The organism is Cupriavidus oxalaticus, from assembly GCF_016894385.1.
Taxonomy (GTDB): Bacteria; Pseudomonadota; Gammaproteobacteria; order Burkholderiales; family Burkholderiaceae; genus Cupriavidus; species Cupriavidus oxalaticus.
The window spans coordinates 1,009,264-1,031,667 of sequence record NZ_CP069811.1 but is presented as its reverse complement, the minus strand read 5'-3'; the positions used below and the strand labels follow the sequence as shown (position 1 = coordinate 1,031,667).

Annotated in this window: 17 protein-coding genes; 10 read left to right on the top strand and 7 right to left on the bottom strand. The window is 65.5% G+C overall.

Annotated elements, in window-relative coordinates:
- Positions 1 to 11: 11 nt before the first annotated feature.
- From JTE92_RS04620 to JTE92_RS04605, 4 genes are all read left to right on the top strand, one after another.
- Positions 12 to 881 carry a TauD/TfdA dioxygenase family protein gene (locus JTE92_RS04620; RefSeq protein WP_063240395.1) on the top strand — a complete coding sequence of 290 codons (870 nt, stop codon included), beginning with the start codon at positions 12 to 14 and terminating at the stop codon, positions 879 to 881.
- Positions 882 to 921: 40 nt separating this feature from the next.
- Positions 922 to 2,349, top strand: coding sequence for an aldehyde dehydrogenase family protein (locus JTE92_RS04615; protein ID WP_116386990.1), 1,428 nt, complete (start codon positions 922 to 924; stop codon positions 2,347 to 2,349).
- A 43-nt stretch (positions 2,350 to 2,392) separates the two neighbouring features.
- Entirely contained in the window at positions 2,393 to 4,021 is a 1,629-nt protein-coding gene (locus tag JTE92_RS04610; protein ID WP_063240397.1) for a 3-(methylthio)propionyl-CoA ligase, read from the top strand.
- Positions 4,022 to 4,576: 555 nt separating this feature from the next.
- Positions 4,577 to 4,906, top strand: coding sequence for a DUF1484 family protein (locus JTE92_RS04605; protein ID WP_063240398.1), 330 nt, complete (start codon positions 4,577 to 4,579; stop codon positions 4,904 to 4,906).
- A gap of 541 nt (positions 4,907 to 5,447) precedes the next feature.
- Here JTE92_RS04605 and JTE92_RS04600 read toward each other — a convergent pair.
- From JTE92_RS04600 to JTE92_RS04585, 4 genes are all read right to left on the bottom strand, one after another.
- On the bottom strand, positions 5,448 to 8,840 hold the full coding sequence (locus tag JTE92_RS04600) for an error-prone DNA polymerase (RefSeq protein ID WP_063240399.1): 3,393 nt from the start codon (positions 8,838 to 8,840) through the stop codon (positions 5,448 to 5,450).
- The gene (locus JTE92_RS04595; protein ID WP_063240400.1) at positions 8,837 to 10,405 is read right to left on the bottom strand and encodes a Y-family DNA polymerase; all 1,569 of its coding nucleotides are present in this window, start codon (positions 10,403 to 10,405) and stop codon (positions 8,837 to 8,839) included. Before JTE92_RS04595 ends, JTE92_RS04600 begins: the two co-directional genes overlap by 4 nt.
- Positions 10,338 to 11,252: a translesion DNA synthesis-associated protein ImuA gene (gene imuA / locus JTE92_RS04590; RefSeq protein ID WP_371136901.1), complete on the bottom strand. Its 915-nt coding sequence runs from the start codon at positions 11,250 to 11,252 to the stop codon at positions 10,338 to 10,340. Before imuA ends, JTE92_RS04595 begins: the two co-directional genes overlap by 68 nt.
- A gap of 160 nt (positions 11,253 to 11,412) precedes the next feature.
- Complete coding sequence (locus JTE92_RS04585) at positions 11,413 to 12,315, bottom strand: LysR family transcriptional regulator (RefSeq protein ID WP_063240402.1); 903 nt, start codon at positions 12,313 to 12,315, stop codon at positions 11,413 to 11,415.
- Between the two features lie 250 nt (positions 12,316 to 12,565).
- On the opposite strand from JTE92_RS04585, the gene JTE92_RS04580 reads away from it, so the two are divergent.
- From JTE92_RS04580 to JTE92_RS04560, 5 genes are read left to right on the top strand one after another with little or no spacing between them, the layout of a single operon-like run.
- Positions 12,566 to 13,819, top strand: coding sequence for an aromatic ring-hydroxylating dioxygenase subunit alpha (locus JTE92_RS04580; RefSeq protein ID WP_063240403.1), 1,254 nt, complete (start codon positions 12,566 to 12,568; stop codon positions 13,817 to 13,819).
- 4 nt (positions 13,820 to 13,823) lie between these two features.
- A complete protein-coding gene (locus JTE92_RS04575) occupies positions 13,824 to 14,294 on the top strand; it encodes an aromatic-ring-hydroxylating dioxygenase subunit beta (protein ID WP_063240404.1) in 471 nt (156 codons plus the stop codon).
- 12 nt (positions 14,295 to 14,306) lie between these two features.
- The gene (locus JTE92_RS04570) at positions 14,307 to 14,621 is read left to right on the top strand and encodes a non-heme iron oxygenase ferredoxin subunit (protein WP_063240405.1); all 315 of its coding nucleotides are present in this window, start codon (positions 14,307 to 14,309) and stop codon (positions 14,619 to 14,621) included.
- A 33-nt stretch (positions 14,622 to 14,654) separates the two neighbouring features.
- Positions 14,655 to 15,932, top strand: coding sequence for an NAD(P)/FAD-dependent oxidoreductase (locus JTE92_RS04565; RefSeq protein ID WP_063240406.1), 1,278 nt, complete (start codon positions 14,655 to 14,657; stop codon positions 15,930 to 15,932).
- A gap of 38 nt (positions 15,933 to 15,970) precedes the next feature.
- Positions 15,971 to 17,350, top strand: a complete 1,380-nt coding sequence (locus JTE92_RS04560) for an MFS transporter (RefSeq protein ID WP_063240407.1) — start codon at positions 15,971 to 15,973, stop codon at positions 17,348 to 17,350.
- A 52-nt stretch (positions 17,351 to 17,402) separates the two neighbouring features.
- On the opposite strand, the gene JTE92_RS04555 is transcribed toward JTE92_RS04560, so the two are convergent.
- Together JTE92_RS04555 and JTE92_RS04550 are read right to left on the bottom strand one after the other, a co-directional pair.
- A complete protein-coding gene (locus tag JTE92_RS04555; protein WP_063240408.1) occupies positions 17,403 to 17,744 on the bottom strand; it encodes a zinc ribbon domain-containing protein YjdM in 342 nt (113 codons plus the stop codon).
- Positions 17,745 to 17,848: 104 nt separating this feature from the next.
- Positions 17,849 to 18,925 carry a hypothetical protein gene (locus JTE92_RS04550; RefSeq protein ID WP_174544873.1) on the bottom strand — a complete coding sequence of 359 codons (1,077 nt, stop codon included), beginning with the start codon at positions 18,923 to 18,925 and terminating at the stop codon, positions 17,849 to 17,851.
- A gap of 77 nt (positions 18,926 to 19,002) precedes the next feature.
- On the opposite strand from JTE92_RS04550, the gene JTE92_RS04545 reads away from it, so the two are divergent.
- The gene (locus tag JTE92_RS04545) at positions 19,003 to 21,804 is read left to right on the top strand and encodes an NAD-dependent epimerase/dehydratase family protein (RefSeq protein ID WP_204620447.1); all 2,802 of its coding nucleotides are present in this window, start codon (positions 19,003 to 19,005) and stop codon (positions 21,802 to 21,804) included.
- A gap of 65 nt (positions 21,805 to 21,869) precedes the next feature.
- Here the strand turns inward: JTE92_RS04545 and JTE92_RS04540 are convergent, their stop codons facing one another.
- Positions 21,870 to 22,301 carry a PaaI family thioesterase gene (locus tag JTE92_RS04540; protein ID WP_084254707.1) on the bottom strand — a complete coding sequence of 144 codons (432 nt, stop codon included), beginning with the start codon at positions 22,299 to 22,301 and terminating at the stop codon, positions 21,870 to 21,872.
- Positions 22,302 to 22,404: the final 103 nt, after the last annotated feature.

The following is a 22,404-nucleotide window of genomic DNA, read 5'->3' as shown; positions in this document are numbered from 1 at the left end:
GGGAGTCTGAGATGTCGAATCCGCTGCAAGCAAAAAGCGCGGCGCAGGCAACGCTGCGCATCAAGCCCGTCACCCCATTTCTGGGGGCGGAGGTCGAGGGCATTGACCTGAGCTGCCAGCTCGATGCGCAAGCGCGCGAGCAGATCCGGCTAGCCCTGCTTGAGCATGAGGTACTGGTGTTCCGCGGCCAGAATCTGACGCTCGACCAGTATGTAGTGTTCGGCCAGATCTTCGGGGAAGTCCAGGCATCGGCCAAGTCGTTCTTCGACAAGCACGACAGCCATCCCTTCGTCGAGGTTCTGGAGAACGACGCGCAGCGCCCACCCAGCATCAACGTCTGGCATTCCGACATCACCTGGCAGAAGGAACCCCCGCTGGGCTCCTGCAACTATGTGCGGGCGCTGCCCGAAGTTGGCGGCGACACGATGTGGGCGAGCATGACCGCGGCCTATGACAGGTTGTCGCCGTCCATGCAGGCCTATCTCGCCGACAAGCAGGCCGTCCATACCTGGGAAAAGAGCGGCTTTACCGAATACCTGCAGAGCAAGGGTCGCGAGCAATACCATGCGGCCCAGGCGAAGTACCCGCCCGTGGTGCACCCGGTCATCCGGACCCATCCCGAAACAGGAAAGAAGATCGTCTATGTCAACGAGACATTCACCTCCCACATCGTCGGGCTGTCGCGCGAAGAGAGCGAGGCAATCCTGGGCTACCTCTACCAGCTGCCCCGCTTGCCGGAGCTGCAGGTGCGCTTCCGTTGGGAGAAGGACTCCATCGTGGTCTGGGATAACCGCTCCACCCAGCACTACGCCGTCGCGGATTACTTTCCCCATCATCGCAAGCTGTTCCGCATGACCATTGGCGGCGACGCGCCATTCTGAACTGCACCGCCAAGCCAGGACAAAAACCATGGAGACAAGCATCTTGAACCACGACCAGTTCTATATTGGCGGGCGCTGGATGACGCCCGGCACCCGGGCCCGCGCGCAGGTCCGCAATCCTGCTACAGAGGAACCGATTGGCGAAGTCCTCCTCGGCAATGCCGGGGATGCCGACCTGGCCGTGCGCGCGGCGCGCGCCGCCTTCGAAGGCTGGGCCGCCACGCCCGCAGCCGAGCGTGCCGCCGTGCTGCTGCGGATCCATGAGGAATTGCAAGCCCGCTCAGAAGAGATTGCTCGCCTGGTCAGCCAGGAAGTTGGCACACCCATCATGCTGTCGCGGATAGCGCAGGCCGCCTTGCCGATCGCCAGCTTCGGCGTCGCAGCACAGCTCCTGCAGGATTTTCCGTTCCACCATCGCATCGGCCATTCCGAGATCGTACGGGAGCCGGTTGGCGTCGTCGCCTGCATCACCCCCTGGAACTATCCGCTGCACCAGATAGCGGCAAAAGTCGCGCCGGCACTGGCCGCCGGCTGCACGGTGGTGGTCAAGCCCTCGGAAGTGGCGCCTCTGAATGCCTACCTTCTCGCCGAAGTCATGCACGAGGCAGGACTGCCTGCCGGCGTCTTCAACCTGCTGACCGGACTGGGAGAGGAAGTGGGCGAGGCACTGGCAGCGCACCCGGAAGTCGACATGGTGTCCTTCACCGGCTCGACGCTGGCCGGCCGCCGCGTCAGCGCGCTGGCAGCCCAGACTGTCAAGCGCGTGGCGCTCGAACTTGGCGGCAAATCGGCTGCCATCGTACTGGACGACGCCGATTTCGCTGTGGCGATTCCTGGCGTGATTCAAGCTTGCTACCTGAACTCCGGCCAGACTTGCAGCGCCCACACGCGCTTGCTGGTTTCCCGCAGGCGCTATGACGAGGCAGCCGCCATCGCGGCGCAAACCGCCAATGCCCTGACCCTCGGTGATCCACTGGACGAATCGACCCAGCTCGGCCCGGTGGTGTCGGATGTCCAACGCAACCGAGTCCGCAGCCATATCCGCCAGGGCCTGGAGGAAGGCGCCATCCTGCTCACCGGCGGAGCAGAGGAGCCATCCCATCTTCCGCGAGGCTACTTTGTGCAACCCACGGTCTTCGGCAACGTGCATCCCGGCATGACCATTGCCCGGGAAGAGATCTTCGGGCCAGTACTATCGATTTTGCCGGTCGAGGACGAGGATGACGCCGTGCGCATCGCCAATGACAGCATCTACGGGCTTGGCGGGGGTGTCTGGTCGGGCGACGGCGCGCGGGCACGGCGCGTAGCTGGCCGCATGCGCACCGGCCAGGTCGATATCAATGGTGGCACGTTCAACTTGCTCGCGCCTTTCGGCGGCTACAAGCAATCCGGCAACGGCCGCGAGTTGGGCCGGGCCGGCCTGGAAGAGTTTCTCGAATACAAGGCGATTCAATTGCCGAACGCGTGAATGACCCGGCCTGGCCGGATCGCAATTTCCTGGAGGAGCAATCATGTTCGGATCCATGATGGAGCGCCCGCTGCTGGTGTCTGCGCTACTCGAACACGCCGAGCGGCAGTTCGGTGACACAGAGATCGTATCGCGCGAGACGAACGGGGGCCTACACCGCTACACATTTCGCGACATGGCGTCGCGCGCGCGGCGTCTGGCTCGTGCCCTTGCCGGCCTGGGCGTCGCGCACGGCGCGCGCGTGGCCACACTGGCATGGAATAATCATCGGCATATAGAGGCCTACTTTGCCGTGTCGGGAAGCGGCGCGGTCCTACATACCTGCAATCCGCGCTTGCATCCTGACCAGTTGGCCTACATCCTCAACCACGCAGAGGATGAGGTGTTGCTGTTCGACAGCTCGTTTCGCCCACTGGTCGAAGCGGTCGCGGCACGATGCCCGACGATCCGCCATTACATCCTGCTTTCCGGCGATCTCGCCACGCCGGACTCAAGCGTATTGCCCGGCTCGTGCCTGTATGAGGACCTGCTGGCAGGCTGCGACGATAGCTTTGCGTGGCCGGAATTCGATGAACGCACCGCAAGCTCGCTGTGCTACACGTCGGGCACGACGGGCAACCCCAAGGGCGTGCTCTATACACATCGATCAACCATCCTGCACAGCATGGCATTGAGCCTGCCCGATACGCTTTCGCTGTCGGCCCTTGACTGCATGCTGCCCGTTGTTCCAATGTTCCATGTCAATGCCTGGGGCATTCCGTACGCAGCTGCAATGAACGGCTGCAAGCTGGTTCTTCCCGGGCCCCTGCTGGACGGCGGCAGCCTGTTCGAACTGATGGAGAGTGAGGGCGTGACCTGCAGCGCTGGGGTCCCCACAATCTGGCTCAGCTTGCTGCAGCATATGGAGCGCCACAGTGTCACCCCGTCGTCCATGAAGCGCACCGTGGTCGGCGGCTCCGCGATGCCCGAATCAATGATCCGCGCATTCACGGAGCGCTTCGGCGTAGAGATAAGGCATGCCTGGGGCATGACCGAGACCAGTCCACTCGGCACGCAAGGATCCTTGCTGGCCAAGCATGCGGGCCTGCCCACCGCACAGCAATGCGCGCAACGTGCCAAGCAGGGTCGTGCGGTGTTCGGCGTGGAGATGCAGATCGTCGATGCGCATGGCAAAGTCCTGCCGCGCGATGGCAAGGCGATGGGCGAACTGATGGTGCGGGGCCCGTGGATAGCCTCGGGATACTACAAGGCAGAGAGGGATGTGTTGCGGGACGGCTGGTTTCCGACCGGGGATATCGCAACCATCGACGCTGACGGCTACATGCAGATTACCGACCGCGCTAAAGACGTCATCAAGTCCGGGGGAGAGTGGATCAGCTCGATCGACCTGGAAAATGCTGCCGCGGCACACCCGGCGGTGCTGATGACGGCGGTGATTGCTGCCAGCCATCCGAAGTGGGACGAACGCCCTGTGATGTGCATAGTCAAGAAGCCTGGCTGTACCCTGGACAAGACTGAGATCTTGGCCCACTTGGCGGAGAAGGTTCCGAAATGGTGGCTTCCGGACGAAGTATTCTTTCTCGATCAGCTTCCGCTTGGTGGCACTGGAAAGGTACAGAAAATGGATTTGCGTCGCAAATACAGCGATGCCCTGCGTGACGCGGCAGCCTGACGCGATCCAGTATCCACCGATCTCGAACGATCCAGTAACCGATAACCATCCAAAAGCGGTCAAATCGCCGACCGCTGGACCAGCGTCCGGGGTGGGTCGGCAAGAGCCGCAGAGCAACCGGGTGATGAGCCCTGCAACGAGAAGTGCGCAAAAAGGCCCTCGCGCCGCAGTCCGGCTAATTCGCGCTTCTCGTCATGGCAGTCCAGCTATTTCCGAGTCCAAGACCGCGAAGCGGCGACGGAATTAGATGTTAAGTCATTGATTTTTCGGGAAACGCAGTCCAGCGAATTCTGGTTCCTCACAGTTTGAGAATGGTTCGTCGCCGAGACAACGGCGACCAGGTTTAGCAGCCTGTCGAACACTCATCGAAGAGGGTTGCGCATTCGGCCTTCTTCGGCATGCCTTCGCACGCCCTTTGCTCAATGGGCGAGCCTTGGCTAGGGGAGCCTTTGGGCTCGCCGGTTTCCGAGTGTCCCGGTCTGCTAACCCTGCCCTGTGCTCGCCCACCCGATTAGCAGCGGACGGCGAGCCTCCATCTCTAACTCGGAGGTTGCCATGCAAAGCACCAGCCGGGCTCCACAAGAGCCAACCCTCATCCAAGACCAAGCCGAGCTTGCGAGTAGCCGAGCCAAGGCCGATCGCACCCTCGCCCGCCGGCTCGCCGGTACCGCACCGCCGTCATTCAGTAAGACCGTCTCGATAGAGGAGCACATTGTCCAAGCTAGCGATGATCTGCTGCGGATTAGCGCTGGATTTCAATCCGTCCTGACTTTGCTCGATTTGCAAAGCGATACCCGTGTCGAGAGTATCGGACTGCATGCGCTGCTGTTGCCGCTCAAGCAACAGATCGACAAGAACGTTGATCGGCTGCAAGCGCTGGTCTAGCGAGAGCTAGCGACGCTGATTCAACGCAGGGGGTGCGAGGGTAGCGTTCCACTTCGTGGAGGCTCTGGCCCTCTCCCCCGGCCCCTCTCCCGCAAGCGGGAGAGGGGAGCAAACAGGCGGGCAGGGATAGGCGCCAGGGCTCTTCGGCGATAGCGCCAAGCGAGCGCAGCGACGCGTTCTGTGCCCGTCCCCGGACCTGAGATACTGCCCGCGCGCAGCGCAGCCGTAGGCGTTCCTACGATACCGCCGGCAGCAGGGGCCACCCACAGCTCTGGGCTCGTTCAATCACCACGTCAACGCCAAACCGCTGTGGCGCACCACGGCGTCAGGCAGTCCTGCCCTGCAACGAAGCAAAGCCCCGTACGAAAGCCGTCGCCCACTACGATAAGAGTGGCCGCCCGCAGGGCCGTCAACGCGCTTTTGGTTACTTTTGCCGCTCGGGCAAAAGTGACTCGCCCCTTTAGGGGCGAAACCAGGGCATATCAAATATCCACCAGATGCAGGCCGCAGGACAAAAAACAAAAAACAAAAAACAAAAACCTCAATGAAAATCCCGACTCCCCACCATCAACCTCCCCAGCAAAGGACTAAGATCCACCAGTTCCTTAGCCACAAGGTGCCGCACGTCCCCCTGCCGCTGCCAGATCCCCACTACCCCCAGCAACGTAGCCCCCAACACCTCCTTCCGCTGCCTCTCCACCAGATCCGGCCATAAGATCAGATTGACCGTACCAGTCTCATCCTCGATCGTCGCAAAAATAGTTCCACTGGCCGTAGCAGGCCGCTGCCGCACCGTGACAATCCCGCAAGCCCTCACCCGCCGCCCATTGCCACAGCGCTGCAGCTGACTCGCGGTAGCAAACCGCATCGCCTTCAACCTGTCCCGCAACAACGCCAGCGGATGCGACTTGAGCGAGAGACCGAGGCTGGCGTAGTCCGCCGTCACATCCTCTCCCAACCGCGGCGCGGGCAGCATGAGCGCATCTTCCGCCGGCGGAGCCTCGTACAAAAGATCGCGGTGCGCCGCGTGCCCAGCCGCCGCGCGTGCCTGCCAGCGCGCCTGCCGACGATGGCCAGCAAGCGGCGCCAGCGCGTCCGAAGCGGCCAGCGCGTCGATATCATGCCGATCCAGCGCGGCACGCAGCGCCAGGTCTTCCACGCTGTCGAACGCACGCTGCACACGCGCACCCTCGATCCGCAGCGCGGCCTCCTTGCGCATGCCCTTGACGCGGCTCAGGCCGAGACGCACGCGCGGCGGCGCATCGGCCCCCACCTGCTCCAGCGTGCTTTCCCACCGGCTCAGCGTGACGTCCACCGGCAAGACCACCACATCATGCCGCTGCGCATCCTGCACCAGTTGCGACGGCGAATAGAACCCCATCGGCTGGCTGTTCAGCAGCGCGCACAGGAAGGCCGCCGGATGGTGGCATTTAAGCCAGGAGCTGACATAGACCAGCTTGGCAAAGCTGGCCGCATGGCTCTCCGGAAAACCGTATTCGCCAAACCCCTCGATCTGCTTGCAGATCGCCAGCGCGAACGATTCCGGATAGCCATTGCCGGTCAGCGCGCGCACCAGCGCGTCCTGGTGCTGGCGCAAGTCGCCGCGCCGCCGCCACGCCGCCATCGAGCGCCGCAGCTGGTCGGCCTGTCCCGGCGAGAAACCGGCCGCGTCGATGGCCAGCTGCATCACCTGCTCCTGGAAGATCGGCACGCCCAGCGTGCGGCCCAGGACCTTCTCGATCACGGCGTTGAAGTAGACCGGTGGCTTCTTGGTCAGACGGAACGCCTCGCGCCGCTTCAGGTAAGGGTGGACCATGCCGCCCTGGATCGGACCGGGGCGCACGATCGCCACTTCCACCACAAGGTCGTAGTATTTGCGCGGTTGCAACCGCGGCAGCATCGACTGCTGCGCGCGCGATTCGATCTGGAACACGCCGATGGTGTCGGCCTTGCAGATCATGTCGTAGGTCTCGGGGTCTTCCTTGGGGATGTCTTCCATGCGCGCAGGCAATCCCACACGCGTCTTGTCAGGGTTGGGAATCATCTCCAGCGCGCGCCGGATCGCCGACAGCATGCCCAGCGCCAGCACATCGACCTTGAGCAGGCCCAGCGATTCCAGGTCATCCTTGTCCCACTGGATCACGCTGCGGTCCGCCATGGCCGCGTTCTCGATCGGCACCAGCCGCGACAGCTTGTCGCGCGCGATCACGAAGCCCCCCACGTGCTGCGACAGATGGCGCGGAAAGCCACGCAGCTGCGCGGTCAGGCTGGCCCACTGCTGCACCGCCGGCGAGTGGGGATCGAGCCCGTAGCGCGCGATCCTCTCCATGAAGCCGGGGCCGTCCCACCAGGCCTGGCCCTTGACCACCTGCTCGACCACGCTCGCGTCGATGCCCAGCGCGCGGCCGACGTCGCGCAGCGCGCTGCGCGAACGGTAAGTGATCAGCGACGCCGCCAGCGCGGCACGGTGGCGGCCGTACTTCTGGTAGATGTACTGGATCACCTCCTCCCGCCGCTGGTGCTCGAAGTCGACGTCGATATCGGGCGGCTCATCGCGTTCGCGCGACAGGAAGCGGCCGAACAGCAGGTTGGCCTGCTCGGGACTGACCTCGGTCACATACAGGCAGAAGCACACCAGCGAATTGGCGGCCGAGCCGCGGCCCTGGCACAGGATGCCGTTGGCGCGGGCAAAGCGCACGATGTCGTGCACGGTGAGGAAGAAGGGCTCGTACTGTTTTTCCTCGATCAGCTGCAGCTCTTCCTCCAGCTGCTTTTCCCATTCCGGCTTCAGGCCATTGGGAAAACGTTCGGCCTTGCCGCGCCTGACTTCCTCGCGCAGGTAAGAGATCGGCGTAAAGCCCTGCGGCACCAGTTCCTCGGGATATTCATAACGCAGCATGCCCAGCGAGAAATCGCACTGCGCGGCAATCTTCAGCGTCTGCGCCAGCGCATCGCGCGGGTACAGGCGCGACAGCACCTGGCGCATGCGCAGGTGCTGCTCGGCATTGGGCGCCAGCGCCATGCCGCATTCGGCCAGCGGCTGGCCGAGCCGGATCGCGGTCATCACGTCGGACAGCGGCTTGCGCGAGCGCACGTGCATGGTGACCGCGCCGGCGGCGGCCAGCGGCACGCCGGTCTGCGCCGACACGGCTTCCAGGCGCGCGCGGTGCAGCCCGTCGGCGTGGCCTTGCAGCAGTTCCAGTGCGATCCACGCGCGCTCGCCGAAGACGTCGCGGCACCATTGCGCCTGTTCGCGCAGCAGTTCCGGATCGGCGCAATAGTCGGGCAGCAGCAGCGCCAGGCAGCCCGGCATGCCGCGCAGGTGGGCTTCGCCGCCGCCCGGTGCGGCGATGTCCTCGGGATGCAGGCGGTAGCTGCCCTTCTGCGCGCGGCGGCGGCCCAGCGTGATCAGCTCGGACAGGTTGCCGAAACCGTCGCGGTGCTGGGCAATCAGCACCAGCCGCAGCGGCGGGCGTTCGGTGTGATCGGTGCGGTCGGTGCCCTCGGCCGGCGGCAGGCTGAAGCGGCTGCCGATCAGCAGCGCAAAGTTGTCGGCCGCGGCGGCCAGCGCCTGCAGCCGCTGGTGGCGGCTGGCGTGCGCGGCGGGATCATCGCCGTCGGGTTCGGCGTCGACCTCGGGATCGAGCAGCGGCTCGTCGATGTCTGCCTCCGCGCCGCGCGCCGCGCTGCGTGCCACCGCGTCGTGCAGGCGCTTGCGCAGCGTCTGGATCGCATCGTGGGCGCGCGCGGTGCCGGCCACCGAGCATTCATCGGTCAGCGCCAGGCCGCGGTAGCCCAGGCCGAAGGCGCGTTCGATCAGCTCGCCTGGGTGCGAGGCGCCGGTGAGGAAGGTGAAGTTGGAGATGCAGTGCAGCTCCACGTAGTCGGGCAGCGCCGGCAGCAGGCCGGGCAACGAAGGGATCACCGGCGTCATGCGAACAACCCGTGCAGGAACCAGCGGTACTCGCTGCCCTCGTCCGCGCCGTGGCCGGGGCGCTCGCGATAGATCCAGCAGCGCAGGCCGTCGGCGCGCTCGGCGATGAAGTAATCGCGCGTGGCGAGCGCGCCGTCCCACCAGCCGGCCTCGATGCGCTCGGGCCGGCTCAGCAGCGCCAGCGGCCCGCCGTGGCTGGGGCGGTGCTGCTGCACCGGCAGCGGCAGCGGTTGCGGCAACAGCCACAGCGGGCGCTCAGGCAGCGGGCCCGGCATGGCGGCGGCCTTGCCGCCGGGCTGGGGTTCGTCGACCGGCACCCAGCGGTTGGCGCGCTCGGGTCGGTGGTCGGCCAGCGGCCGCGGCTGCAGCACGTTGTCGCGGCCCAGCCGCGCCATCAGCGTATCGAGCAGGCGGCCCAGGTCTTCCGGCGAGCCGCCGGGCTCGGGGAACAGCGCGTCGCTCTGCGGCACGCAGGCCTGCATCGCTTCCACGCGCAGCGCCAGGCCGGTGACCGGGGCGTGGAAGTTGAGCTTGTCGAGCTTTTCGCGCAGCAGCCGCGACAGGTGCGCGGGATCGCGGCTGGGCTGGGCCAGGCCGAGCACGACCGGCGTGCCTTCGGTATCGACGCCGCGCCGGTAGCGCTCATGCTCCAGCACCAGCACGCAGCGCGTGACGCCGGCCTGCAGCAGCGCCAGCCAGCCGGCCAGCGCCAGCAGCAGGCGCTGCGCGCCGGCCAGCACGCCTTCGGCGGATTCGATGCGCCCGGACAGGTCCATGCGCTGCGCGAACGTGGGCGGCGCCGCGTACCAGGCAAAGCGCGCCGGGGCCTCGCCATAGGCCTGGTCCAGCCGCGCCAGCAGCGCCGGGCCCAGCCGCCGGGTCAGGCCGGCGCGCGGCAGGCGCCGCACCTGGCCCAGCGTGCGGCAGCCGATGCCGTCGAGCCAGGCCGGGTCGGCCAGCGTGTGCAGCGCCTCGACCGGCAGGCGGTCGAGCAGCCGGTGCAGCCGCGCCATGCCCACCGCCCGGCGCGCGGGGCGCACCACGCCGCGGCGGGTGCGCCGCAGCGGCTGGCGCGCCAGCCAGGCGGCGCCGTGCGCGGTCGGGCCGCTGCCCACCTGGGCAATGGTGCCGAGCTGGCGCACGCAGGCGCGCACCGCGCGGCACAGCGCGCGGTGGCCGCCGAAGAGGCGCAGGCTGGCGGTGACGTCGAGCATCACGGTGGCCGACTCCGGCTCCTCGTCGAACGTCACGGCCGGCGTGAAGCGCAGCAGCGCCAGCGCCACCGTTTCCATCAGCGCCTCTTCCGCGACCGGGTCGCGCTCCAGCTGCACGATGTCCGCCGACAGCGCCTGCACGCCGCCGCGGCGCATGCCGTAGCGCACGCCCAGCTGCATCGCGGGACCGTTGGCCAGCACCACCTGCTCCTGCGCCATCACCGCCACTGGCAGCGCATGGTGCAGCGTACCGGTGGCGGAGGATGGGCCGCAGGCAGCTGGCTCAGGCCAGGTGGGCTGCAGTGCGTCCAGGGGCAGGCGCGGCAGGTGCACCGCGATCCAGTACGGCATCGGAAGAAGACTGAGAAGACGAGGACACAACGGAGCGCGCGGCGGCCGGCGCGCCGGCAGGCACGGGCCAGGCGGCCGTGCGCGTGGCCGCCTCCATCCCGCCCAGGCGCAGCAGCAACGGGGTATCGCGCACCGGGCCGCGCCGCTTGTGGAAGGTGATCGACAACACATTGCCCGGGTGCGGCGCCAGCAGCAGGCGCAGCACCGCCGGCGACGATTCGCGCAGCGCCGCGGCCGGGCGCAGCGCCCACACCACCGCGTCGCCGGCCTGGGCCAGCACCTGCAGCCGGCGCAGCGCCTCGGGCCGGGCCGTGGGCAGCCACACCAGCACGCCGCCGAAGGCCTGGCTGCGCAGCACCTGCTCGGCCGCCCACAGCATGTCGGCCTGCTGCGCACCCTTGGCCGCGCCGGCGGGCGGGCGCAGCCAGTACAGCTGGCGCGCCGGCAGCCCGGCCGCGGCCAGGCCCATCGCATTGGGCAGGCAAGGCGGCGCCACCAGCGCGACGCGGCGCCCCGCCCCGGCCAGCGCGCGCAGCGCCGGCAGCAGCAGGCGCAGTTCGCCCGCGCCGCCCTGCGTGGTCAGCAGTTCGGTCAGGCCGCCGGCCGGCCAGCCCCCGCCGGGCAGTTCGGCCGAGAGCGCGTCATACCCGGTCGGGCACACCGCTGCGCTGCCGGCGCGGCCAAGCTGGCCGGCGCGCCACAGGCCCGGATAGCGCTGCTCGAGCGCCGACAGCGCCTGCTGCCGCGGAGCGGGGGCTGCCGGGGCTGCGGACTTGGCCGGCGTCGGCGCAGGGAAAAACAAGCCTTCCGCCGCCATGGGCGGGGCTGCGTACGATTGCGCAGGCATGTGAAGTGGAAGTCGCTCTCGGGAGACGAGGGCATCGGATATTTACGATAACTGTATATTTATACAGTATCGAGGCGAGCGCAAGGGGTAGCGTGCGAAGGACGCCCAATGCGGGGGAACCGGAATCAGCTGGACTACGAACTCGCGCGCGATCGAGACCTTATTCCGAAAACAGTTCAATAAACTCGTTGCGCAGCCACTGGTTCGCAGGATCGCGATGATACCGGGCATGCCAGAAGAGATTGATCTGGATAGCCGGCAGCGCGAACGGATGGCTGACGTACCGGAGCCCGAAGTACCTGGCACATCGTTCCGCAAAGGTCCAGGTGACGGTGGCGACCAGGTCAGTGGTGGCAATGATGTCCGCCAGCGCCACGAAATGCGGGACGCGCAGCCGGATGCTCCGCTGTACGCCGCCCTGGGCAAGGAGCTCGTCGACGCGGGCATGCCCTGTGCCTGCCGCCGTGACCACCACATGCTCCGCGGCTTCGAAGTCCCGCATGCTGACCTTCTTCTTGTCCATCGCATGACCGGGGCGGAACAGGCAGACATAGCGCTGTTGGAACAGGCGCCGTTGAAAGAATTCCGTACTGAGTTCAGGCAGATGGCCGACAGCGAGGTCGATCCTTCCCTGGCTCATCTCGGCCGCCAGGTCGACCGCCGTATTGCGCACCGTGGTCACCGTCACGCCTGGCGCACGTTGCCCAAGCGCACCCATCAGCGGCGGAATGAAATGCACCTCGCCGATATCCGTCATGGCGATCCGGAAGGCGCGCACGCTGCGCAACGGATCGAATGTCAGCTTGTGACTCAGCGTTGCCTGCAACGACTCCAGCGCATGGCTTACCGGCTCGGCCAGTTCCTGTGCAAGTGGTGTCGGCAGCATTCCCTTGCTGCTCCGTACAAAGAGCTGGTCGCCCAGCAAGGTCCGCAACCTGGCCAGAGCATTGCTGACGGCCGGCTGGCTCAGGTTCATGGCCCTGGCCGTGCCGGAAACGGTCCCCTGCCGCAACAGCTGATCGAACACGACGAGCAGGTTCAGGTCGACGTCCTTCAGTTCCATCGGCCACCTTTATTGATTCTGTGAATATCAACTATAGCCTGGATTCTATTGGTTTATTGCGATCGATGTCCGATGATCCTTTCCATACGAAAAGACATACGGACATACGGAGACGCCCCCATGAATCCCGCCCTTCCCCGGCAATAGCCCGCCCTGGGGAATCCCTCCCTGAAGTCACCCCAAGCACACAGACGCCGCACAGGCCCGCCGGGCCCGCGCGCGGATTCCGCTCGCCTCTTTGGAAACAGCCATGGCAACTGCCTCCCATGAAGACCGCCCAGTGTGGGCCGACGACAGCATCAGCCGCATCCCGTTCCGCGTCTACACGGACACGCAGCTTTACCAGCGCGAGCTCGAGCGCTGCTTCTACCGCGGTCACTGGAACTATGTCGGCCTCGAGGCCGAAATCCCGAATCCCGGCGACTTCAAGCGCACCACGCTCGGCGAGCGCTCCGTGATCCTGGTGCGCGACCAGGACGGCGAGATCAACGTCGTCGAGAACGTGTGCGCCCATCGCGGCATGAAGTTCTGCCGGGAGCGCAGCGGCAACCGGAAGGATTTCCACTGCCCCTACCACCAGTGGAACTACGACCTGAAGGGCAACCTGCAAGGGGTGCCGCTGCGCCGCGGCGTCAGGCAGGACGGCAAGGTCAACGGTGGCATGCCCGCCGACTTCAAGCCGCAGGAGCATGGGCTCACGCAACTGAAGGTCGCGACGCGAGGCGGGGTCGTGTTCGCGTCGTTCGACCACGACGTCCCCTCGCTCGAGACCTATCTCGGGCCGGACCTCCTCGGCTACTTCGACCGCCTGTTCAATGGCCGCAAGCTGAAGATCCTGGGCTACAACAAGCAGCGCATTCCGGGCAACTGGAAGCTGATGCAGGAGAACATCAAGGATCCCTACCACCCCGGCCTGCTGCATACGTGGTTTGTCACGTTCGGGCTCTGGCGCGCGGACAACAAGGCCCGCCTGGTGATGGATGCCGAGTTCCGCCATGCCGCGATGGTGTCCACCCGCGGCCAGGGCGGCAAGAGCGACGTGACCTCCGGCGTGTCCAGCTTCAAGGACCAGATGGCCCTGCACGACGACCGCATCCTCGACATCGTCCACGAACCGTGGTGGGGCGAGCCCACCGCGGTGATGATGACGGTCTTTCCGAGCGTGATCTTCCAGCAGCAGGTCAATTCGGTGTCCACGCGCCATATCCAGCCCAGCGGGCCCGACGCCTTCGACTTCGTCTGGACGCACTTCGGCTTCGAGGACGATACCGAGGACATGACGCGGCGCCGCCTGCGCCAGGCCAATCTCTTCGGTCCCGCAGGCTTCGTGTCGGCCGACGACGGCGAAGCCATCGAATGCTCGCAGGAAGGCTTCTCCCAGAAGCCCTGGCATCGCGTGATCGCCGAACTGGGCGGGAAGACCGCGGAAAACACCGAGCACATGGTCACCGAGACCCTGATCCGCGGCATGTACGCCTACTGGCGCAAGGTGATGGAGGTCTGAGGCCATGCACTTCACTGACTACTACGCGCTGCTCGCCCTGTACGCCGACTACACCAGCGCCGTGGACAACGGCGAATGGGACCGCTGGCCGGAATTCTTCACCGAGGACTGCCTCTATCGGGTCCAGCCGCGCGAGAACCACGAGCGCGGGTTGCCGCTCGCCACGCTGTCGCTCGAAGGCAAGGGGATGCTGAAGGACCGCATCTACGGCATCCGGGAGACGCTGTTCCACGATCCCTACTACCAGCGCCACATCGTCGGAGCGCCGCTGATCCGGGAGGCCAGCGCCGACAAGATCGTTGCCGAGACGAACTATGCCGTGCTGCGCACCAAGCCGGACCAGATGACCGATGTGTACAACGTTGGCCGCTACCTCGACACCATCGTACGCACACCGGAAGGCTGGCGCTTCGCGTCACGCCTCTGCGTGTTCGACAGCGAGATGATTCCCAACTCGCTGATCTACCCCATCTAGCAGGAGCCATTCATGACTGAAACCTGGATCGAGGCGGCGCTGCTGTCCAGCATCCCGCAGGACGACGTGATCGCCGTCGCCGTGCAAGGCAAGGAGATCGCCCTGTACGGCGTCGACGGCGACGTCTATGCCACCGACAACGTCTGCACGCATGGCCACGCGCGCCTGTGCGAGGGCTTTCTTGAAGGACACGAGATCGAATGCCCGCTCCACCAGGGCAGGTTCGACATCCGCAACGGCGCAGCGATGTGCGCCCCGCTGACCGAAGGCATCCGTACCTATCCGGTCCGGATCGACGGTGACAAGGTCTACCTCGACCTCGGCTGAGGCGTGCCGGTCACGCAACCACAAGGGACGCACATGAATTCCGAACGACCAGATGGCGCCGCTGCCACAGCGGCTGCCATAGCGGCTACCACAGCGCCGGCCGCCACCATCGTCATCATCGGCGCGGGCCAGGCCGGCGGCTGGGCCGCCCGGACGCTGCGCAGCGAGGGCTTCACCGGCCGGCTCGTGCTCATCGGCGACGAGACCCACCCGCCGTACGAGCGACCACCGCTGTCCAAGGCCGTGCTTGCCGGTGAAGTGGCACCCGCCAGCACGTGGCTGCTCAAGCCGGAGGCATTCGAAGCGCTCAGGCCGGAGTGGTGGGCGGACATGCGAGTGGTCCGCATCGATCGCGGCGCGAAGTGCCTGGAGATGTCCAATGGAGAACGGCTGTGTTACGACAAGCTGATCCTGTGTACCGGCGGCAGGGCGCGCGCACTTGCCGTCCCGGGTGCGGAGTCGACGCCGAGCTATACGTTGCGCACGATCGGCGATGCCCTGTCGCTGGCGCCTGAGCTGCGGCCGGGCCGCAGCATCGTTGTCATTGGCGGCGGCTGGATCGGCCTGGAAGTCGCCGCCACGGCGCGGCAGAACGGGGCCGAGGTGACGGTCGTCGAAGCGCAAAGCCGGCTGTGCGAGCGCACCGTGCCCCCGGAGATCTCGGAACACCTGCTCGGGCTGCATGGTGCGCATGGCACCCGCGTCGTGCTCGGCGCCCGAATCACCGGCATTGCGCAAGGCGCTGACGGGTTGTCCGTGGTGGCGCTTGCCGATGGCAGCACGCTGACGTGCCATGCCATCGTCGCGGGTGTGGGTCTCGTGCCCAACGATGAGCTGGCTCGCGATGCCGGCCTGGAATGCGATGGCGGCGTGATCGTCGACAGAAGCTGCCGCACCTCCGACCCCGACATCTTCGCCGCGGGAGATGTGGCGGTGGCACCGAATCCGTGGGCCGGACGGCGTTTGCGGCTGGAATCCTGGCAGAACGCACAGGACCAGGGTGTCGCCGCGGCGCGCGCGGCGCTCGGCCTCCCCGTCGACGAGGAATCCCTGCCGTGGTTCTGGTCGGACCAGTATGGCGTGAACCTGCAGATCTACGGCTTTCCGCTGCGATCCCATCGCGTGGTGGCACGTGGCACGCCCTGCGGGGACAGCTTCGTGCTGTGCTATCTCGACGGCGATGTCGTCCGGGCCGCGGTCGGTGCCAACGCCGCGCGCGACCTCCGCTTCGCACGCCGCCTGATCGAGCAGCGCAGGCAAGTCGATCCCGACCGCCTCGCCGACCCGAACGTTCCCATGGCAAAGCAGTAGTCCATTTACATAAGAAAAAACCCCGGAGACAAGCCCCCATGTCGCAGATCGACGTCCACAAACTGGCCGACGAGGCCACCTTCAATCGCTTCCACGCACGCGTGCTGTGCTGGTGCGCACTCATCATCATCTTTGACGGATACGACCTCGCGGTCGTAGGCATCGCGCTGCCTTCGATCATGAAAGACCTCGGCGTGGCGCCGGCGCAAGCCGGGCTCATGGTCAGCTCCGCCCTGTTCGGCATGGTGTTCGGCGCGATCTTTCTCGGCACCCTGGCAGACAGGATCGGCCGGCGCTGGGCCATCGCGATCTGCGTCGTCCTGTTCAGCGTCTTCACTGCTGCGGCCGGCCTGGCCAAGGACCCCCTGCTGTTCAGCGTCGCGCGCTTCCTCGCCGGGCTCGGCATCGGCGGCGTCATGCCCAATGTCGTCGCGCAAATGACGGAGTACGCACCGAAAAGGATGCGGGCGACGCTTGTCACGCTGATGTTCAGCGGCTATGCCGTCGGTGGAATGCTTGCTGCAATCCTCGGCAAGGGCCTGATCGAAACGTACGGCTGGCAATCGGTATTCCTCGCCGCCGGCCTTCCCGTTCTCCTCGTCCCCGCCATTCTCAGGTCGCTGCCCGAATCGATGCCATTCCTGCTGAGAAGGGGCGACGACGCGGCATTGCGGCGCATTGCTTCCAGCCTCGCACCAGGCCGCCGGTGGTCCACCACCGATCGCTTCGCCGTGCCGGCCCAGGACAAGGCCGACAGCGCGCCGATCCGGCATCTGTTCCACGAGGGCCGGGGCTTCAGCACCATCATGTTCTGGATCGCGTTCTTCATGTGCCTGTTCATGGTGTACGCGCTGAGTTCATGGCTGACCAAGCTGATGGCAAGCGCGGGTTACAGCCTGGGCTCCGCGTTGACGTTCATGCTGGTCCTCAACATCGGCGCGATGATTGGCGCCGTCGGGGGCGGATGGCTTGCCGACCGGTATCACATCAAGTACGTGCTTGCCGCGATGTATGGGCTGGCCGCGGTCTCGATCACGCTCCTCGGGTTCAGGCTGCCCGAGGAACTGCAGTACCTCGCGGTGGGCCTTGCCGGCGCGTCGACCATCGGCACGCAGATCGTAGCGAATGCCTACACGGGGCAGTTCTATCCGACCGCTATCCGTTCTACCGGACTCGGCTGGGCGCTGGGCATCGGCCGCAGTGGAGCCATCCTGGCGCCCATCGTCATTGGCGTACTGGTCGCCATGAACCTGCCGCTGCAGCAGAACCTTATTGCGATTGCCATTCCGGCCGTGATCGGCCTGGTCGCGATCCTGCTGGTCGATCACAGGCGATCGGCATCGGCAGATCTCAACCACGGCGCCCCAGCCGAGACAAGCGAATCACAGATCCATCTGTCCGTCGCGGATCGAAACTAGGCCTTCCGAGCCATTCGACTGCGCAGGTGCTGAAGAGCCGGGCCGGGCCGCGTCACACCTTCCTGACGAACTCTGATTTCAGGCTCATGGCACCAATGCCATCGATCTTGCAATCGATATCGTGGTCACTGTCGACCAGGCGAATGTTCTTTACCTTGGTGCCCATCTTGATCACACCGGCTGATCCCTTCAGCTTGAGATCCTTGATGACAGTGACCGTATCGCCATCCTGCAATACGTTGCCCGCTGAATCGCGATAAACCCTGGCCTCCGCCTCGGCCGGCGCGGCTGCCTGCGCCGACCATTCATGAGCGCACTCCGGGCAAATATAGAGACCCCCATCTTCATAGGTAAACTCGGAATTACATTTCGGGCAGGAAGGTAATGCGCTCATGGGTAATATTCTGATGCGTGGCGAAGACCGAAAGTATACTGCCCTGTCCGGCGGGCAGACTACATTGCGCCCGGAGGCAATACGCCTGGACGAAAGCATTGACCTCATTGACCAGCGCTACCCTGGCTCAAGGGATCCAAGGGATCCAAGGGCTCCAAGGGATCCAGGGGCGCAAGGGGGCCGTCAAAGGCATCAAAGCGTATATCGGGCGCGTCGGGATTATGCCGCGACGGCACCACCCTGCCAAACCGTACGGAACGCGCCTGTAGCACCGCGGTGTCGGCCACAGAAGTGTGGTGCGGGCGGCCGGCGGCATCACGCCACTCGACACGGCTCATATCGGCGTTGTCTTCGGCGACATACATCGAGCGCAACATCGCGAAGCCCGACATGCCACCCGCCGCGGACACGCTGGCGGGTCGATAGCCAGGCTTGAATTCCACATCGAGTGCGGTGCGCTCGCGGCTCACTTCGATCAGTCGCACGCTGGCCTCGCCGCCTGCGATGAAGCGCAGCCGGATGGTTCGCCCTTTGGGGTCGATATCGATATCCGCGATCTCTACCACGGGTCGGCCAGCCTCCGTGATCGGGCCAATCAGAAACGATGAGCCGTATGCATTGCTGCTGGCGTGCGTTGCCGGCAATGGCTTGGCCCGCCAGTACCCGTCCGGGGGATACAACACCAGCACCTGCGTCTCGCGCAATTTGCCGGCATACGGGTACTTCACGTAGAACTGCAGCAGGTGGAACTCGTCATACACGCTGCCCCCCACCGCCACGGGCACAGACTGTGACCGCCAGAACGTCTCGTAGGTATTGCCTTCGATGGCGAAATCAGGCCCGTCGTAGATTCGCACCTTGCGTGGCGCGAAGCGACGACCCGGATCCGTGCGGGGTGTATTTTCGTCGAAGTCGCAGTTGGAGAAGTCCGGCGGCGGAAAACGGGACCCGCGAACCTTGTCGAGATAGGGCGGATGCAGCGCCTCTACGCGGAAGCGCTGGATTGCCGGCGAACTCATGACGAACGAGACATTGTCCTCCTCGGTGCATTGGGTGGGGGTGGTGAAGTTGCGCACCTCGACGAGCACCGGCGCGGCGCTTGCTGACCGGACTGCGCCAGGAGCAAGCGCATGGAATGTCGCGATGATGGCGGCGAGCGCCAGGAAGCGTAGGGTTGTCATGACAGGTTGCCAGCATGTAATTCGTGCTAGTTGGACGAGGCTAACTGTGATGTTAGGCAATCCCCCGACTTTCGCGGATGGCGATTGAAGCCCTCGCGGAACGCCCGACCGCCACCCAGGCGCCACCCAGGCGCCACTCAGCCGCCGTTCTGCGCACAGCCGCAGCCCGCTCGTTCCCGCCTCGTCAAACGCTGCCGCCCGGCACTGCGCGAAGGTGCCATAGCCAGGTGTGGCGCATCGCATACTCAAGCGGTGGGGTTCGTTCCAGAACATGCACGCAGTTCAGGTGCGCATCTTGCATGCTGCATTTTCTGACGTTTCATGCCAGGGGGAAGACTATGGCTTCGCAGAAACCTCTCGTATTGATCACCGGCTCCGAAGGACGGATTGGCAAAGCGATCGCCGCCGAACTTGCGCAGACCTATACGATTGCGGGCTTCGAACCCACCTGCCGGGGCGACAATTGCATGGATGCCGATATCACGTCCGACGAAGCACTGGAGCAAGCGTGCGCGCAGCTGCGCGAGCGTTATGGCACGCGCATCGCCTCGGTCATCCATCTCGCGGCCTTCTATGATTTCTCCGGCGAGCCCGACCCACGGTACGAGGCCGTGAACGTCAAGGGTACGCAGCGCCTGCTGCGTGCCTTGCAGGCCTTCGAGGTCGAGCAGTTCATCTATGCCAGCACCATGCTGGTCCATGCGCCAACCGCTCCCGGCCAGCCGATCAACGAGGCTTCTGCGCTGAAGCCGGCATGGCCCTACCCCCAGTCGAAACTGGAGGCCGAGCGTGTGGTGCATGCCGAACGCGGGCGCATCCCCGCGCTGACGCTGCGCCTCGCCGGTGTCTATACCGACCATTGCGAACTGCCTTCGCTGGCCTATCAGATCGAGCGCATCTTCGAACGCCAGATGTTGAGCAGGTTGTTTCCGGGGGATGCATCGCACGGGCAGACCTTCGTTCATCTCGACGACGTCGCCCAGGCATTCCGCGCCGCCGTCGAACGGCGCGCGCAGCTGCCCGACGAGACTGCGATCCTGATCGGCGAGCCCGTGACCGAAAGCTATGAAGCCTTGCAGAACCTGATCGGCAGGCTGGTGCATGGCGAACCCTGGGATACCCGGCGGATCCCCAAGCCAGTCGCCGCCACCGGCGCGTGGCTGCAAGACAAGGCGGAAGAAGTGATCCCCGATGCGATCGACCGCGGCGCGGAGGCGTTCATCAAGCCGTTCATGGTCGAGTTGGCCGACGATCACTATGAGCTCGATCTTGCGCGTGCCGAAACGATGCTGGGCTGGCATCCCGGGCACAGCCTGCGCCGCAGCCTGCCGGTCATCATCGGCGAGTTGCGAGAGGACCCGGCGCAATGGTACAAGCGCAACAAGATTCCACTGCCGTTGTGGCTTGAGGAAAGCGCCGACACGGGAACACCGGGTCCGGCCGCGATCGCCGAGTTCCATGCGCTTGACCGCGCGGAGCATCAGCGCACGCTGTGGTGCCACTTCGCCAACGTCGCGCTGGGATGCTGGCTGATCTCCAGCCCGTTCGTACTGGGCCTCGCGGAAAACTGGCGACTGGCAGAGGAACCAATCACGCCAACGGGGCGTGGGCTAGCGTATTCCGACACCTGGATGACCATCAGCAATGTCGCCACCGGCGCACTGATGGTTCTGTTCGCGCTGATGTCGTTGTCGCGCAGTGCCGGCTGGGCGCGCTGGGTCGTGGCCGCGCTTGGCTCGTGGCTGCTGTTCGCGCCGCTGCTGTTCTGGACCCCCAGCGCGGCGGCGTATGCCAACGATACGCTGGTCGGCGCGCTGGCCATCGCGTTCGCGGTCGCGATACCATCCGCGCCCGGCATCAGCCCGATCGCCCGGGTATCGGGGCCGGATGCGCCGCCCGGTTGGGACTACACGCCGTCCGGATGGACCAATCGCCTGCTCATCATCGCGCTCGCGTTCGTCGGCCTGGTTATCTCGCGCTATCTGGCCGCTTACCAGCTCGGCCATATCGACGCCGCCTGGGATCCATTCTTCGGAGACGGCACCGAGCGCATCGTCACCTCATCGGTTTCCGAGGCATGGCCGGTACCGGACGCCGGCCTTGGCGCGACCGTCTATGTGCTGGAAATCATCACCGGCGTGATCGGTGACAAGCGGCGCTGGCGCACCATGCCGTGGCTGGTGCTGCTGTTCGGTATCCTGATCGTACCGCTCGGCGTGGTCAGCATCTTCTTCATCATCATCCAGCCGATCTGGATCGGAACCTGGTGCACGCTATGCCTGGTTGGCGCGCTGGCCATGCTGCTGCAAATCCCGTATTCGTTCGACGAGATCCTGGCGACATTGCAATTCCTGAAGCACCGCCGGCAACAAGGCAAGCCCCGGTGGTATGTGCTGCTGCGCGGCGACACCATGGCCGGCGGCAGCGCCGACTACTCGGACAACTTCGAGGCACCCGCCCGCGCAGTCCTGCGCGAAATACTGCTCTCCGGCGTCAACCTGCCGTGGACCTTGCTGGCCAGCGGCGCCATCGGCATCGCGCTGATGGGCTCGCGCCTGCTGTTCGATGCGTCTGGCGCGGCGGCGGACAGCGCCCATATCGTCGGGTCGCTGGTGGTGAGCGTCTCGATCATGGCATGGGGCGAGGTCGCGCGGCCGCTGCGCTTCGTGAATATCGGCTTCGGCGCATGGCTTGCGGCCGCGCCATGGTTGATCGATGGCTACACCGGAACGGGTGCGGCGATGTCGGTCTTGTCGGGCCTGGCGCTGGCCTGGCTGTCCTTCCCGCCGGGGCGCATCGAAGGCCACTACGGCGCATGGGACAGGATCGCGCACCTGAGCTTTAGCGTGCCCCGCAGGCTGAGGCACGCACAGCCTTGAATGCCGGCGGCACGGGCGGAGGAGCGTTGGCTGAAAACGGAAAAGGGGCGCCCGCCCCCTCCGCCCTACCTCAGGTACTTCATCGTGGCGACACCCGTCGCCACCAGCAACTCCTGGTCAAGCCACACCTCCGCGCGCGAGAAGAAGATCGAGCGCCCGCGCCGGTCGACAATGCCCTTCGCCGTCAGCACGCTGCCCGTGCCATTGCTCAGGAAGTTGGAGGTCAGCGACAGCGTCACCGCATGGCGCGCCACCTCGCCCGGTGGCGAGAACAGGCCGGCATAGCCGGTGGCGGCGTCCAGCAGCGTGCAGATCGTGCCGCCATGGATCACGCGGCTGCGGTTCAGCATGCTGGAAGTGACCGGCAGTTCCAGTTCCACGTAATCGGGGCGCCACTGCGTGATGCGGACACCGATGCTTTCCAGGGCGGGGTTGTCCAGGGAGAAGCCGCCACCGGCGCCCCCCTCCGTCATCGTTTCCGTTGATTGGATTTTCATTTCACTGCTCACCACGGCTCGAATTGTCCAGGCGGTATTTCCTCGCGAATCGCGATACCAAACAATTCCGATTTGACGAACAGCCACTTTTGCGTGCGTGAAG

Bases quoted from the DNA above. Each gene is read 5' to 3' on its own strand.
- JTE92_RS04595 (WP_063240400.1), bottom strand. From the start codon at position 10,405: ATGCCGTACTGGATCGCGGTGCACCTGCCGCGCCTGCCCCTGGACGCA.
- JTE92_RS04575 (WP_063240404.1), top strand. From the start codon at position 13,824: ATGCACTTCACTGACTACTACGCGCTGCTCGCCCTGTACGCCGACTAC.
- JTE92_RS04605 (WP_063240398.1), top strand. From the start codon at position 4,577: ATGCAAAGCACCAGCCGGGCTCCACAAGAGCCAACCCTCATCCAAGAC.
- JTE92_RS04545 (WP_204620447.1), top strand. From the start codon at position 19,003: ATGGCGATTGAAGCCCTCGCGGAACGCCCGACCGCCACCCAGGCGCCA.
- JTE92_RS04565 (WP_063240406.1), top strand. From the start codon at position 14,655: ATGAATTCCGAACGACCAGATGGCGCCGCTGCCACAGCGGCTGCCATA.
- JTE92_RS04555 (WP_063240408.1), bottom strand. From the start codon at position 17,744: ATGAGCGCATTACCTTCCTGCCCGAAATGTAATTCCGAGTTTACCTAT.
- imuA (WP_371136901.1), bottom strand. From the start codon at position 11,252: ATGCCTGCGCAATCGTACGCAGCCCCGCCCATGGCGGCGGAAGGCTTG.
- JTE92_RS04540 (WP_084254707.1), bottom strand. From the start codon at position 22,301: ATGAAAATCCAATCAACGGAAACGATGACGGAGGGGGGCGCCGGTGGC.
- JTE92_RS04600 (WP_063240399.1), bottom strand. From the start codon at position 8,840: ATGACGCCGGTGATCCCTTCGTTGCCCGGCCTGCTGCCGGCGCTGCCC.
- JTE92_RS04620 (WP_063240395.1), top strand. From the start codon at position 12: ATGTCGAATCCGCTGCAAGCAAAAAGCGCGGCGCAGGCAACGCTGCGC.
- JTE92_RS04610 (WP_063240397.1), top strand. From the start codon at position 2,393: ATGTTCGGATCCATGATGGAGCGCCCGCTGCTGGTGTCTGCGCTACTC.
- JTE92_RS04560 (WP_063240407.1), top strand. From the start codon at position 15,971: ATGTCGCAGATCGACGTCCACAAACTGGCCGACGAGGCCACCTTCAAT.
- JTE92_RS04585 (WP_063240402.1), bottom strand. From the start codon at position 12,315: ATGGAACTGAAGGACGTCGACCTGAACCTGCTCGTCGTGTTCGATCAG.
- JTE92_RS04580 (WP_063240403.1), top strand. From the start codon at position 12,566: ATGGCAACTGCCTCCCATGAAGACCGCCCAGTGTGGGCCGACGACAGC.
- JTE92_RS04570 (WP_063240405.1), top strand. From the start codon at position 14,307: ATGACTGAAACCTGGATCGAGGCGGCGCTGCTGTCCAGCATCCCGCAG.
- JTE92_RS04550 (WP_174544873.1), bottom strand. From the start codon at position 18,925: ATGACAACCCTACGCTTCCTGGCGCTCGCCGCCATCATCGCGACATTC.